The sequence below is a fragment of the Gracilinema caldarium genome, from assembly GCF_029265695.1.
GTDB classification, from domain to species: Bacteria; Spirochaetota; Spirochaetia; order Treponematales; family Breznakiellaceae; genus Gracilinema; species Gracilinema caldarium_A.
In genome coordinates, this window is record NZ_JAJUHW010000028.1 from 25,522 (window position 1) to 39,322 (window position 13,801).

12 protein-coding genes are annotated in these 13,801 nt (G+C 50.1%); 9 read left to right on the top strand and 3 right to left on the bottom strand.

Annotation, left to right across the window (positions count from 1 at the left end):
- Positions 1-55: 55 nt before the first annotated feature.
- Together Q7P68_RS09770 and Q7P68_RS09775 are read left to right on the top strand one after the other, a co-directional pair.
- Positions 56-1,075 (top strand): hypothetical protein, encoded by a 1,020-nt coding sequence (locus Q7P68_RS09770; RefSeq protein ID WP_304225161.1) that lies wholly within the window; start codon positions 56-58, stop codon positions 1,073-1,075.
- Positions 1,076-1,089: 14 nt separating this feature from the next.
- Positions 1,090-3,726: a putative PEP-binding protein gene (locus Q7P68_RS09775; protein WP_304225163.1), complete on the top strand. Its 2,637-nt coding sequence runs from the start codon at positions 1,090-1,092 to the stop codon at positions 3,724-3,726.
- Positions 3,727-3,838: 112 nt separating this feature from the next.
- Here Q7P68_RS09775 and Q7P68_RS09780 read toward each other — a convergent pair whose 3' ends face one another.
- From Q7P68_RS09780 to pta, 3 genes are read right to left on the bottom strand one after another with little or no spacing between them, the layout of a single operon-like run.
- The gene (locus tag Q7P68_RS09780) at positions 3,839-4,405 is read right to left on the bottom strand and encodes a hypothetical protein (RefSeq protein WP_304225181.1); all 567 of its coding nucleotides are present in this window, start codon (positions 4,403-4,405) and stop codon (positions 3,839-3,841) included.
- A gap of 19 nt (positions 4,406-4,424) precedes the next feature.
- Positions 4,425-6,374 carry a tetratricopeptide repeat protein gene (locus tag Q7P68_RS09785; RefSeq protein ID WP_304225165.1) on the bottom strand — a complete coding sequence of 650 codons (1,950 nt, stop codon included), beginning with the start codon at positions 6,372-6,374 and terminating at the stop codon, positions 4,425-4,427.
- A gap of 6 nt (positions 6,375-6,380) precedes the next feature.
- Complete coding sequence (pta, locus tag Q7P68_RS09790; RefSeq protein WP_304225166.1) at positions 6,381-7,379, bottom strand: phosphate acetyltransferase; 999 nt, start codon at positions 7,377-7,379, stop codon at positions 6,381-6,383.
- A gap of 155 nt (positions 7,380-7,534) precedes the next feature.
- Here pta and Q7P68_RS09795 point away from each other — a divergent pair, with 155 nt between their 5' ends.
- From Q7P68_RS09795 to Q7P68_RS09825, 7 genes are all read left to right on the top strand, one after another.
- Complete coding sequence (locus Q7P68_RS09795; protein ID WP_304225167.1) at positions 7,535-8,287, top strand: prephenate dehydrogenase/arogenate dehydrogenase family protein; 753 nt, start codon at positions 7,535-7,537, stop codon at positions 8,285-8,287.
- 24 nt (positions 8,288-8,311) lie between these two features.
- A complete protein-coding gene (locus Q7P68_RS09800) occupies positions 8,312-8,677 on the top strand; it encodes a bactofilin family protein (protein WP_304225168.1) in 366 nt (121 codons plus the stop codon).
- A gap of 11 nt (positions 8,678-8,688) precedes the next feature.
- Positions 8,689-9,336, top strand: coding sequence for a tetratricopeptide repeat protein (locus tag Q7P68_RS09805; RefSeq protein WP_304225170.1), 648 nt, complete (start codon positions 8,689-8,691; stop codon positions 9,334-9,336).
- Positions 9,337-9,339: 3 nt separating this feature from the next.
- Entirely contained in the window at positions 9,340-10,743 is a 1,404-nt protein-coding gene (gene mtaB, locus Q7P68_RS09810; protein WP_304225172.1) for a tRNA (N(6)-L-threonylcarbamoyladenosine(37)-C(2))-methylthiotransferase MtaB, read from the top strand.
- A 130-nt stretch (positions 10,744-10,873) separates the two neighbouring features.
- Positions 10,874-11,770, top strand: a complete 897-nt coding sequence (locus Q7P68_RS09815; RefSeq protein WP_304225174.1) for a hypothetical protein — start codon at positions 10,874-10,876, stop codon at positions 11,768-11,770.
- A 1-nt stretch (position 11,771) separates the two neighbouring features.
- Positions 11,772-12,989: a hypothetical protein gene (locus tag Q7P68_RS09820; RefSeq protein ID WP_304225176.1), complete on the top strand. Its 1,218-nt coding sequence runs from the start codon at positions 11,772-11,774 to the stop codon at positions 12,987-12,989.
- A 49-nt stretch (positions 12,990-13,038) separates the two neighbouring features.
- Positions 13,039-13,801 (top strand): hypothetical protein (locus tag Q7P68_RS09825; RefSeq protein WP_304225179.1); only part of this gene is annotated, 763 nt, incomplete at its 3' end.

A 13,801-nucleotide genomic window follows, 5' to 3' on the forward strand; every position in this document is an offset into this window, starting at 1 on the left:
ACGGCTAAATGATGACGCCCCCGAAAAACGGGGGCGTTTTTTCTAGGAGGCTGGTATGGCAAATAATATGGGGTCTTTGGATATTTTATCCACCAGGGCTGGTTTTAATACTGCAGTACGGCATATAAAAAAAACATTATCTATTATCGATTTAATTTCGGCAAATAAAAACTTAGCAGACCTATTGGAAGAAGCGGAAGGAGAAGAACTCTCAAACGAACAGCGACCGGTAATTTTGCGGATGATTCTGGTCGATAAAATGGGATACAAGACCGCTTCGGCAAATCTTACTGCAGCTTTTGAAGACCTATCGTCCTTAGCAGACGAATTTTCTCGCTGGAAAGCGGTAGACCTAGTTGTAGCTTATTATCACCCTGATATGGGTGTTCAGATTGCTAATCCTAAACAAAAAGAAAGTCTTGTATCAATTGGACTGTTTAAAAAACATGAACTTTTAGTTGTCTTTGCAGGCAAGATGGGAAAACCAACTGATGAACTTTGTAAAAAAGCGGCTGACCTTGCGTTGTCCCTGTTCCAGGGACAGAAAGTGAAAATTCCCGAAGAGTTATACAAGGGAGAATTTTCTGTAAAGTCTGCGAAGCCTGAGAAAAAAGCAGCTATCGTAAAAGAAAGCGGCAAATCGGTAACGAAAAAATCGGCAAAGCAGCCAGCAAAAGAAAAAGTGGCTGCAAAGGCTAAAAAGATACCTGCTGATGTTTCAAGTGCTTCAAGCCAAAAAGCGGGTATGCGAATGACTCCCATGTATTCAGTCGTTGTACGGAATGAATTGTTTCATAACGGGAACGTAGAGGCATGGAAGCGAATTATAGAAAGTTACAAGACAAAATACCCTGGTTTGGAAGTCTATATTTATTATGAAGGCGAGCGGATTATCAATATAAACTCGCTATTCAAATGGGGAAAGGTAAAACACGGCAGCACCATCCAGTTTGCTGTGGCCGGCAAGGATATTAAGGATGTGGCTAAATTGCAAAGATATTTAATGCAAGGTGCTAGTCCCCAGTTTGAAGCCTTCCTTAAAGGTCCTGTCAGTACTGTACTCAAGCTGTTCTAGTCCAGGAGGTTAAGATGGATAACCGCATACATTTTTTTAGTTCCACGGATGTAATACCTAAGAAGGTGGACGGAGAATTGCTTGGAATCCGCGGAAGGCAGGCAAACGAATTTGCAGAGCTGGGGTTCCCGATACTCCCCGGGTTTATTATAAATACCCTCCTCGCATCGGAGTTGGAAACGGTCGATATAAAAAAGGATGTAAAAACCCTGCTCGAAAAATGTGCTTCCATTGTGGGAAAACGATTTGGTGATCCAGAAAATCCGATGCTTCTTAAAATCGTTGTATCCTCCAATCTGGCTGTTTCGAATTATCCTGCTTTGCATAATTTTGGCCTCGTTCGTTCAGTCATTCCCGGATTCGCAAAGTGGGTTGGGGATACCTTTGCGGCCCACGAAGTGCTGTTCATGGTTCGAGGAATCCTTAAAATTGAAGAACAGATAGCGGCTTTACAGGAAGATCAGGAAAAGCTGAAGCTTTACAAAGACCTGCTTGCTAAACTGAATAAGGAAATTGACTCGGACCATCCTGAAAAGTCTGCTCTTGAGTACATGGATTTTTATGCCCCCTATGTACCTTCAGAATTTTTTGAATCCGCCGATGGACAGTTAATGATTACCCTCAGGGAACTTTCCAAATTACTGGCCCTGGATAGCCAAAACGACAACGATACGGCCCTCATGGTTCAACCTATGGTGTATGGGAACTATGGGAAGGATTCTTGTTCTGGTGCGTTCTATAGCAGAAACATTGTAACGGGAGAAAAAAAGCTCCAGGGAGAGTTTTACAGGGAAAAATTTAATGAAATTGGAGCTACGGGACAGGAAATTGAAAAAATCGGTGCTGAACATCTTAAGCAGCTTCAGAATATTGCCTGGACCCTGGAAGATCGCTTTAAGGAAATACGACAGATCCGGTTCACCGTAGAAAAGGGAAAATTATGGCTTATAGAACAGCGCCCGGTGGATCAGAAATCGACCCAGGCGGATATTAAGCTGTTGTTGGATTTAGCGAAACGGAAAATCATTGACGAGGCGTATGCGGTTAAGGCGATTCAGCCGCCGCGGCTTAATGAAATACTTCACCCGATTATTGATTCCGCGGCAATTAAGGGGCTTCCAAAATGGAGCGGCGGTATTGCTGGTGCACCGGGAGCAGCTATCGGCCGTGTTTATTTTAATACGGACGCCCTTCTGGAAGCTCATAAAACTGCTCTCCAGAAAAATGAGGACCACCGTTTTATTCTTGTCATGCCTGCAACCTTTGCAGACGATGTAAAGGCTATCGAAGTTGCAACAGGGGTTCTCTCCTGCGAAGGCGGCTATTCAGCCCATGCTTCTGTTGTTGCCCGTCAGTATGGAAAAGTTTCTGTCGTAATACCATCCATGAAAATTAGGGGTAAGAAAGCAACTATCGGGGATATTAGTTTTTCTGAAGGGGATTATATCACCCTTAATGTTCCCTACTACGGCGACCCAACGGTATATCTTGGACAGGCAAAGCTAATAGAACCCGACCCTACCGAGTCCGGGCTGTTAGAGTATATTGGGATGGCGAAGAAATTCATAAAGGGCTTCCATGTTCGGGCAAACGCAGACAGCCCAAGGGATGCGAATCTGGCGCTTTCCTTCGGCGCCGAAGGAATTGGCCTGTGCCGAACCGAACACATGTTTTTCCATAAGGATCGAATCAATGTATTCAGAGAAATGATCCTCTCTGATTCGATCGAAGAACGTGCGGCGGTGCTTGAGCGGCTCCGGCCCATGCAGCGGGACGATTTTTTCGGCATTTTCAAGGCTATGGCTGGCAAAGAGGTTACCATCCGGCTCCTTGATGCTCCGCTCCATGAGTTCCTGCCCCACAACGATGATGAACTTGCGGTTTTCATGGCCTATCTTGAAAAGACCAGGGGCAAAAAACCAAACAAGGCGGAATTGCTTGCAAGGATAGAGTCTTTGGCCGAGTTCAACCCCATGCTAGGTCATCGGGGCTGCCGTATCGCAGTTTCATATCCAGAAATTTATGCGATGCAGGTAAAGGCTATTTTCGAGGCTGCTTTTAAGCTCCGAGAAGAAAAAATAGAAGTTTTCCCAGAAATCATGGTGCCGATCGTAATGAATGCCAATGAACTCAAGCTCATTGCATTTGGTAAAAAGATTGAGGGCAAAAATTACCATGGCATCGTGGATGTGGAGGAAGAAATTCGTACGGAGCTCCAGAAAAAACCGGTATCCTACCGCATCGGTACCATGATAGAGCTGCCTGCTGCCGCTCTCGGCGCCGGAGAAATTGCCAAATATGGCCAGTTCTTTAGCTTTGGTACCAATGACCTTACCCAGACTACTTTGGGGATTTCTCGGGATGACTTTACGTCCTTTATGCCCGACTATACGCTCTTTGATCTGCTGGAAGGAAATCCCTTTAGTACCTTGGATCCAAGGGTAAAGGAACTTATTGTCATGGCGGTGGAACGGGGCAGAATGACAAGGCCCGATCTGGTTTGCGGACTCTGCGGCGAACATGGGGCAAATCCTGCTAATGTTCGATTCTGTATGGATGCGGGCCTTAATTATGTGTCCTGTTCTTCCTATTCAGTACCTATCGCGCTCCTTGCGGTAGCTCAAGCCGAAATTGAGAAGCAGGCAAGTTAAACTTTGAGTTGACATTCGCGTTTTAGTGCAGAAAAAAAAAGGCCTTTTCAGTAGGTAAAACCTCTGAAAAGGCCTTTTTTTAGGTTAGCGGCTTTTGCTAAGTGAGCAAGGATTACTCGTCTTTGAATTCCCCTGAGAAGTTCATGGTTTTTTTTACAATTTCGACAGTTTTAAGTGCAGCTTTCTTTGCATCCGCCATAGGCACTCCCGCTTCTTTGTTGTAGGTCTTTTCAAAGAAGATGGCTAACGTATCGTAAAGATCGGGGAGGCTGTAGAATGCGAGGGCAAAATTAATGCCCGTCGGCTTCAGAATGGTGAAAGAAGAAAATGAAATAATCGGCTTTTTTGCAATCATGATTCTGGTTTGGTTTTTTGCCACAATCTGTTCAAGTTCGCTGAACCGCAGGGGTATCTGTTCGTTGGATGAACGCACATAGGGCTCAATCGCCTTATGGGGATAATTGGGCGGTTCAATCAAAATATGCAGCTTTTTGCCGTTGGTTTGGAATGTAAGACCCTCATCGGTTAAATAAATGGACTTTACACCGGAATATGACACAATCTCATACTTAGAATATGCTGATGTATTACTAAAAAATGAGGATATGATATATCCCTCGTCTTTTGGTAGCTTGTCCTGGGCGTAAGCCTCAAAGAGATCCATCGCTTTGCTTGGCATTGTTCCCTCCATTTCCTAATTATAGTTTTTTTTGGGAATTCGGCAACTTGTTTTTTTGCTTTTCCCTGTTTTTTGCTTCCATTTCATAACGATCTGCTAGTTCTGTAACCCTCTGTTTCCTATACACAAGGGCAAGTCTTTGGTATGGTCTGGGATCATCAGGTGCGCGGGATGCTGCTTCTCGATATGCGTCGAGGGCTTGTTCTATTCTTTTTGCCCGGTAAGACGCATCTCCAAAGGCGAGGGCAATATCTGCAGAATGTTTAAAATGCTTTATAGCCTTCTCAAGAATTGGATAGGTATATGTTTTAAGGTTGGACCGATCCATACAGCCCACGAGCTCAAGCAAGAGAGCCACATTTTGGGGGTCCTCCTTAAGCAAACCCTTAAGAAGCACCGCCGCATCCCGGTAACGGCGGTTTTTCCGGTATATGTATGCTAAAAGCCGTCTCAGGGTCTTGTTAGCCGAATCCCAGGTTAAGAGGGCTTCCAATTCTTGTTCAGCCAGCTCGTACCGTTCCTGTTTTACAAGAAAAAGGGCATATTCTCTGCGAATGCTCCGATTGTCGGGCCAGCGGTCAAGATAGTCTGTATAACGTTGTATTAAAGCATCGGCCGCTGCAGTTTGTCCTTCCTGCAGCAAGATTTCAAGGGATGCGATCGAACCTAGGTATGCCCGTTCATGGTCCGGCTGGACCTGTATCGTTTTTTCATACCAAGATTCAGCCAGGTCGGGCATGCCGATGTGAAAATAGCGCTGGGCGAGGGCAAACATAAGCTCAGGACTCGGCCCGGTGTTTCTGATGGCTTGCTGGAGCTGTGAAATCACTTCCTTATCGTTTTCTGAAGTATGGTCTAATACGAGCGCTTTGAAACGTTGAATGATGGATGAATCGCCCTGCAGGCGCTGCAAAATTGCGAGTGTTTTTTGCAAGGTTGACCAATCTTCCCGTTCCCAAGCAAGCATGAGCTGGGCGTAGCGGAGTTCAGCCTGCTGCCCCGCTAATTCTATGGCTTTAGAAAGATGGTTTTGGGCTGTGTCCAGGTCTCCAAGATTCCGAAGCGCTTCGGCATACATGGCGTGGATCATAGGATCCGGTCCCCGTTTCTTGAGCCAAAGGCTGCACGTTCTGGCAGCTCTGCTCCAAGCTCCTTCGGCAAGAAAAGACCGAATCATAAATCGTTCAATGAGTTCCGTATTCCAGCTAAGATCGGGAACATCGCTTCCCAGATCCCGTATCGTTTCGATTTCTTGCAGGGCTTCCTGATGCTGGTTTAAAATCATGAGAAGGCTTGCCCTGTACCAACGGATGCTTGCATCGTCCGGTGCAAGCCTGCACGCAGCTGTATAGTGGAATAGGGCTTCCTGCAGTTGACCCGCTTCGCGATAAACCCGGCCGAGTTCCAAATGGGGAAGGGTGGCTTCGAGCCCGTTGTTAAGGACAAACTGAAGCATCTGGGCGCCCAAATCGGTTTCTCCGATTCGGCAAAGTTTGATGCCCCGGACAAGCAGGGCATTCAAATAGGACCGATAAATCCGCTGATTGTCCGGAGCGAGTTCTACTGCTTTTTGGAGGCAATCGACCGCTTCTCGGGATCGCTTGCTTTTAAGGCAGGCTATACCGAGCATAGCTAATATTTGAGGCTCATCTGGCCGGAGCGCAAGGGCTTTTCGTAAAAGCGGCAGGGCATGCATGCTCATTCCGAGGGCGAGATAGGTCCTGCCGGCAAAAAAGTACCCCTGCGCAGCATGAGGGGCGAGACGAATATAATCGTTGAATATGGCCAGTGCCTGGGGATAGCGCCGCAGGGTATGGTAAGCTCTTCCTAAGAGAAGGAGTGCCTCTGGCTCTACAGTTTCCTGCCTGGCTATCAGATCTTCCAAAATCCGGGCAGCACTGGCATAATCCCGCTGCCGCCCGAACTCTAGAGCTTGCTCAAGATACTCTCGGTCTTTTTGTGTCTGCACAGGCTCTTATTTAACCCTCGCCAGGGTAACCGCTGCGGTTACGACAATATCTTCGACAGAACAACCCCGGGACAGGTCGCTGATCGGCTTTGCAAAGCCCTGAAGGAAGGGACCGAAGGCTTCTGCCTTTCCAAGGCGCTGTACCAGCTTGTACCCGATGTTGCCAGCCCCCAGGTCGGGGAAAACGAGGGTGTTTACCTTGCCGCGGATCGGGCTGCCGGGGGCCTTTTTGTCGGTAACAGAAGGAACCAGGGCTGCATCGGCCTGCATTTCTCCATCAACCAGGAGCTGGGGATCCCGTTTTTTTACCAGTTCCAAAGCTTCCCTTAGCTTGAGAACATCCGGATGGTCGCCCCCGGAGCCCTTGGTGGAAAATGATAATAAAGCTACTGCGGGCTCTACCCCAAGAAATTCCCGGCAGGACTGGGCTGCAGAGAGTGCAATTTCCGCCAGCTGCTCAGCATTCGGGTCCGGCACGACCGCACAGTCGGAAAAAATGAGGGCCCCATCCACACCCCACGTTTTATCCGGGCTCTGCATGACAAAGCATGAAGAGGCGGTCTTGGAACCAGGCACCGTACCGATAATGGCAAGTCCCGCCCGGAGTACATCAGCGGTGGTACTTTCGGCGCCGGCTACCATGGCATCAGCATCGCCTAGATGGACCATCATGGCTCCCCAACGAAGCTGGGATACGATATCTGTTTTAGCCTGTTCCGGCGTCATCCCCTTATGTTTCCTCAGTTCATAATAGGTTTGAGCATACCGTTCGCGGTTCTCGGAAACGGAGGGATCCACAATAGCTATACCCTGGAGCGAAACCCCTTCTTTTTCTGCCACGGCCTTTACTGCCTCGGCGGGGCCAACAAGGGTGACAGAAGATGCTAGCTTTTCATCAAGAATAATACGGGCAGCCTTGACGGTCCGGTATTCAGTTCCTTCCGCCAATACAAGCCGTTTCTGCATTTTTTTTGCCTTCTCTTTCATCTCTTTGACAAAATCCATGATGGACTCCTTGTGTAAGTTGAAAATTCGACCAAACAATAGAACTAGAATACTCTTCTTTTTGTGCTCCTGCAAGTCGCCCAATCGGGCGCTAAAGCGGGTCTAAATGAGAGCTCCCCTTGTGGAGGCTCCCAACTTTTTATATACTCCTTTTTATGACTGTTGGTGTATTCGGGCTCGGCCGCTTTGGTTCCTTTTGGTCTGGACTGTTATCAGAACGATTTTCTGTGCTGGCCTATGACCGGGATCCGGACATAAAGGCACCACAGGGTGTTCGCCGCGCGAATCTGGACGAGTTAGGCCAGTGCCCTATTGTGTTCCTTTGTGTAACTATCCGGGCCCTCCCCGAGGTACTTCAGGTGTTAGGCCCCTATTTGGCCAAGGACACCATTGTGGCTGACACCTGTTCGGTCAAGGTACTGCCCGGCAATTGGATGCTCGAACACTTGCCCCCGCATACACCTATTTTGGCGACCCATCCCATGTTTGGTCCCGAATCCGCAAAGGATGGCCTGGAGGGGCTCGCCATTATGATGGATCCCCTGCGGCTGGATGAAAAGCGGACTCAATTTTGGGAAGATGTGTTTGCTGGCTTTGGACTCTCGGTGGTACGCATGACCTGTGACCAGCATGACCGTGAGGCCGCATACAGCCAAGCCCTGACCCATTTTGTTGGCCGCTCTTTGTACAGGATTGGCCTTCCTGAGACGCCGATTGCGACCCGGTGGTATAAAAAACTGCACGGTGTAGCCCGGCAATGCGTTCGTGACAGCCACCTGCTTTTTGAAGATATGCAGACCCTGAATCCCTATGCTGCTGAAATGCGCCGCAAGGTGCTTCAGGGCTTTGCGGATACCCTGCAGGATCTGGGGGACCCTTTGGTGGTACAGCTGAGCGATAAGTGTTAAAACCATTATTTCTGGAGGAACTGGATGACCGATGTCCAAAACGACAAACTCGATGATGAAGATTTTGATACCATACTTTCCAAAGATATAGAATTTACCGGCACCCTTGAGTGCGATAAACCCTATCTTATTCGGGGCAGAGTAACCGGAGAAATTCACGCCCTGGATTTACTCGTTGTAGATGAGGGTGCCGAAGTTCAGGCCAATATCACAGGTAAACGGGTTATTATCAGCGGTAGTGTGACCGGCAACGTGGATGCAATCGGCAGGGTAGAAATTACTGCCTCGGGAAAACTTGTCGGCAATGTAACTGCCCCTGAAGTATTTATGGAAACGGGCTGCTTTTTTAACGGTGCCTGTACTATGACTAAGGATAATGCAGCGGAATAACACAGGGTACTATGCGAAAACGATACCATTTCATCAATATTGTCGCTCTTTTTATACTATTGTTCGTCACTTCTCGTATTTCCTTGTATGCCCAGGAAAAACCGGATGCACTCCAGGAGTACCGTAATGGCAGGTATGACACTGCCATTGAAATCTGCAAGGCAGAAATCCAGCAAAATCCAGCTAATTTGGAATCCTATGTGGTGATGAGCTGGAGCCTTGTTAAGCTTGCCCGGTATGATGAGGCCCTTGTTTATGCTAAAAAGGGGCTTGAGCTTAACCGCTACGATGTACGGATTATTGAAATCCTGGGGGAGATAGCCTATTACCAGGGCAGAAACAACGAGGCAATTCGCCTGTTCCAACAGTATATAACCTTTGCGCCAGAGGGCAGCCGCATCGATGTGGTCTATTATTTCTTAGGTGAACTTTATATCCGGCTGGGCCGGTACCGGCATGCGGATATTGCCCTGAGTACCGCGGTCCGTTTTGTTTCGGGGAATGCCCTGTGGTGGAACCGCTTGGGTTTTGCCCGGGAAAATGCAGGAGAAATCCGAAATGCCATGACTGCCTATGAAAAAGCCCTGTCTTTGAATCCTAACCTGGCAGACGCACAGCGGGGGCTTGAGCGGTGCAGGCAAAGCCTTGCAGGCCGGTAGTACATGCTCAGTGTTTCCCTTCACACCCTGGGCTGCAAGCTGAACCAGCTTGAAACCGAATCGATCGCCGAAGCTTTTAAAAAAGAAGGCTTTGCCCTGGTCGATTGGGGCTGCCAGGCGGACATTTATATCATCAATACCTGTACGGTTACTTCAAAGGCAGAACAAAAGGCCCGCCGGATGATCCGCAAGACCCTGCGGGATAATCCTGCGGCCTGTCTCATCGCTACCGGCTGTTATGCCCAGCTCGAAGGGCCTGCTCTTAAAGAACTGTCCCCCGATGGCAGGATTTTTGTTGTTGCGGGGGACCTTAAATCGGTACTGCTTGACCTGCCTGGGTACCTCATGGACCAGGCTTGCACTTCGGTGGACGTCATTCCGCTCTTGCACCGCTGGATGCAGGATAAACTGCAGACCGGAATGCCGCAAGCCGGAATGCCGCAGGCCGATCCTTTCCGTTTTGACGTACAGGACTACACTTACCATTCCCGGGCTTTTCTTAAAATTCAAGACGGCTGCAACAATAACTGCGCCTTCTGCCGGGTCCGCCTTGCCCGGGGCCGCAGCGTGAGCCTTGCCGCTCCGCTTGTCCTTGAACGGCTTAAGCAGCTTGAAGTCCATGGTTTTGCCGAAGCGGTCCTTACGGGGGTGAACCTGAACCAATACCGGGACGGCGCGATGGATTTTACCGGCCTTCTTGAATACCTGCTTGCGGGGACAAGCCGCATTGCCCTCCGTATTTCCAGCACCGAGCCAGAGGGGGTTGATGAACGGTTCGCCCAAATTTTTGCTGATCCGAGAATTCGGCCCCATATACATCTTTCGGTACAGTCCGGGAGCAATGAGGTTTTACGCCGGATGCGGCGCCGGTACACCGCAGAAAAGGTGCGGGAAGCCGCCGAGCTTTTAAGAAAAGTAAAGGATGACCCCTTTATCGCCTGCGATATCATTACCGGCTTTCCCGGCGAGACAGAAAGCGATTTTGAAGCCACCTATGGGCTGTGCAAAGATATTGATTTTGCCTGGATCCACGCCTTTCCCTATTCGCCAAGACCGGGAACAGAAGCCTATGCCATGGAGGGCAGGGTGAGCGAAACCGTATCCGGTAAACGGCTGGAACGTCTTTTAACTCTGGCGGAACAGGGAAAACAGGCCTATGTGGTCCGCTGGATAGGCCGGAGGGTACAGGCTGTGGTCGAGCAGCACCGCGATGGAGCAGGGCTGGTAGCGGTAACAGAAAACTATCTTAAGGCCCAGCTCTTGCTAGGGCCCGATTCGGTGCCCCCGAAAGGGAAAAGCGCCCTTACCTGTGTTTTGGTAGCCCCCGCGGAAAAAAACACACAACAAAATGCGGAGGAAGCCGAATCGGGGTTTGATGTTATTGCCCGGCTTATCGAGCCCCTTTGAACTGTTTGAGCTCCCTGCCGGTGAGGACAATAATGAAAAAAATTGTCACACTTGCTGCATATCCCCCCCTCGAATTTGCTTAAGCGAGTGCTATACTATGAGTGAGATATATTTTTTTTGGAGGATTTTGATGAAGAGATCCTGGCGGTTGTTTTTTAGCTCAGCAGTAATACTTACTGTGCTGGGCCTTGGTTCCTGCGACCTCTTGTACAGCGGGAAAAACCTTTTTTCGGCCTTGGACGGACCAGATGTGAGCGCCCTTAAGAGCGCCACCAGCACAAGTTTGATAGATGCCCTCTTGGCTGAACAGGACGGAGAATCCGGAACATTCGGCGATACCTTTGTGGAGAAAATAACCGCAGACCCCGAGGCGGTGGATACTATTTATTCGAACTTGGAAGACATTTTTACCAACAGCAATACGTATGATCCTGATACCAGGGTCGATGCGGCATCTCTTGCGGCGGAACTTATCCTAGCCACCTCTGACACCGCAGGCGCGGTAATAGACAACGTGGTGAGCGCCATCGTGTCTCTCTCAAGCGACCCGGAGAATACCGATTTTACCGCCGATGAGCTTGCAGTAGCCCTTTTAAGCAGCATCGCGCCGAGCCGGGAGGCCTTTATTGCCCTGGCCACCGACCTGGACCGTATCGCTTCCGCCTATGACGCCCTGGGTTCTGCCCTTGTTGATGGCGGCAACACGGCCCTGGACGCCGGCGACGGCCAGACGGCCCTCATCGCCTTTACCCTCTCGGCTATAGTAGATGCGGTGCAGGTGAATAGTGGTGAAAACCCCGCCGAAAAACTCTACGACCAGCTTATCGGCCCGGCCCTGCGAGGTGAAGAAATAACTGCAGATATAATAAATAATTTGTTTAGTACATCTATTATTACTCCAAATGGCGCAGATAACCTCCAGAATGCCCTTGATAGCGTGCTTCAGCCCAATACTGGTTCTGCTCGCGATAAGCTTTACACCGCCACCGGCATAGCATCGCTCATCAATTTACTGGGAGGAAACTAACATGAAGTTCACTATAAAAGCTTCTTTTTTCGCAGCCCTTTTCTTTTTTGCGGGCAGCCTTGGTTTCCTTTCCGCAGAAGACATCCTTATGGCTCCCTTTGCACCCCGGAGCGCTACCATTTTAGCCCAGGGCGGCTCCTTTACCGCCGTAGCCCGGGGCTATGAGGCCCTTTTTACTAACCCGGCGGCCTTTGCCTGTTCCCGCGGCAGCCTTACCCTTATGATTAATCCCTGGGTATACGGGAACCCCCGGGACCTTCTTATTTCCGCGGGCGCCCTGGAACCCCCGGCGGATTATACGGGTCCCACAACAACCTTTGACGATACAACAGGTCTTACTGACTACCTCGCCTATGCATCCAAGGGCGGCTTTGGCGGCGGCAGCAGTTTCGGTATCGGCTGGGTCGGCCGGGGCCTGGGCCTGGGAATAGTGTCATCCACGGATCTTTTTGCCGCTGGCAGCCCCTTCCCCGGTGGCGTAAAGGGCTATTTCCAAAGCGATTTTGCCCTAGTCGGCGGCCTTGGGTTTACCCTCATCGATTCAAAATTGATGCGACTTACCGTTGGCGCTGACCTGCGGCCCACGATTCGCTTTTACAGTCCCCTCACGGCAAACACGATTCTGGATATGATTGCCGGTTCCAATTCGAGCGGAACCGATAACCCGCTTAACAATTCTATTATGTACAGCGGTTCTGCCCTGGCTATCGATGCGGGTCTCCAGCTTGCCCTTTTTGAAAATCTTTTCTTTGGGCTTTCTGTCCGGGATCTCTTTAATACCCGCTACGATATGTCCCAGTATCCCTTAGGTGATTGGCTCGATGAACTGCAATCAAGCGGTATCCCTTCCGACGGTGCTTCTGTGTCCGACATTTATCAGGTACCCATGAATATCAGCGCAGGTATAGGCTACCATATTAATATGGGGGCCCTCTCATGGCTCTTCGATCCGACGGTACACCTGGAACTGGCGGATCCCCTCGGAGTTATCCGAGATAATAGATCCCCCTGGGCGCTGCTCCATATGGGTATGGAAACAAAGGTACTCCGTTTTATCAGCCTCCGGGCAGGCCTAAATCAGGGTTACCTCACCGCTGGGGCGGGGGTAAAACTCCTCTTTATAGATCTGAACGTGGCCGCCTTTACCCGGGAACTGGGTAAATATGCGGGAGATCAGGCTTCCAGCGGTTTTGCTTTGGAAGCGGCCCTGAGATTTTAATAGTTGAGGTTCGTCCTATAGGTGGTTTAGTTAAGGGAGGTTGTGCGGTATGGCAAAAAAAAGGCACAGACTTATAGAGGAGAGGCGTTTTATTCGGCCCCTGAGGGGCGTTCTGCCCATGGTGCTGCTGCTTGTGCTCCCCTTGTCATTCTCGCTGGGGTCCTGCAGGCAGTTTTTTACGACAAGCCTTGCGTCCTGGGCAGCCCGGGATCCAGCTTCTCTTATACCGCCGGTTACGGCGAGCAATATTGATGACCTGCTTGCCCAATCTGCCAATAGCCCCGCCCAGTCCCTAGCTCTTTTGGATAGTATCGCCGATGCATTGGCCACGGCTTCCGCTTCGGACGCGGCGGTATTGCAGGCCGCAGCCCTCCAGGCCGCAAGCAACGCGAGCGGGGTCGCCACATCCGTGCTTTCCAACGCGGGCACCATGCTCGAAACACTGCAGGGTAGCGGTGATATTATACCCGTCATCTCCGATGCCATTACGGATCTTACCAATCTCGCACCTTCAGCGGAATTGCTGGCCGCCATATTACCAGCTCCTACTGATACAACCGCCTTTAATGCCTTTGTAGACCAGGCAAGCCCAGAGGAACTTGCCATGGCGGCCGTTGTACTCCTTGCCGCAGAGGCTCAGGCTTCCGGTAGTGTGGAAAACTATATCTCTACTTTTGATCCATCTAATCCAGCTTCTGAAGCTGAGACACTTGCCGTAGCCCTCGCGGAAGCTGCTGCAACAGCCTACGCCACGTCTGGCGGCACCGGCCCCTTGGCGGACATACTGGCGGGTCTCAACTTAACCACAACAC

Excerpts from the sequence above, each read along its gene's own strand:
- Q7P68_RS09770 (WP_304225161.1), top strand. The coding sequence starts at position 56 with ATGGCAAATAATATGGGGTCTTTGGATATTTTATCCACCAGGGCTGGT.
- Q7P68_RS09805 (WP_304225170.1), top strand. The coding sequence starts at position 8,689 with ATGCGAAAACGATACCATTTCATCAATATTGTCGCTCTTTTTATACTA.
- Q7P68_RS09815 (WP_304225174.1), top strand. The coding sequence starts at position 10,874 with ATGAAGAGATCCTGGCGGTTGTTTTTTAGCTCAGCAGTAATACTTACT.
- Q7P68_RS09780 (WP_304225181.1), bottom strand. The coding sequence starts at position 4,405 with ATGCCAAGCAAAGCGATGGATCTCTTTGAGGCTTACGCCCAGGACAAG.
- mtaB (WP_304225172.1), top strand. The coding sequence starts at position 9,340 with ATGCTCAGTGTTTCCCTTCACACCCTGGGCTGCAAGCTGAACCAGCTT.
- Q7P68_RS09795 (WP_304225167.1), top strand. The coding sequence starts at position 7,535 with ATGACTGTTGGTGTATTCGGGCTCGGCCGCTTTGGTTCCTTTTGGTCT.
- Q7P68_RS09800 (WP_304225168.1), top strand. The coding sequence starts at position 8,312 with ATGACCGATGTCCAAAACGACAAACTCGATGATGAAGATTTTGATACC.
- Q7P68_RS09820 (WP_304225176.1), top strand. The coding sequence starts at position 11,772 with ATGAAGTTCACTATAAAAGCTTCTTTTTTCGCAGCCCTTTTCTTTTTT.
- Q7P68_RS09775 (WP_304225163.1), top strand. The coding sequence starts at position 1,090 with ATGGATAACCGCATACATTTTTTTAGTTCCACGGATGTAATACCTAAG.
- pta (WP_304225166.1), bottom strand. The coding sequence starts at position 7,379 with ATGGATTTTGTCAAAGAGATGAAAGAGAAGGCAAAAAAAATGCAGAAA.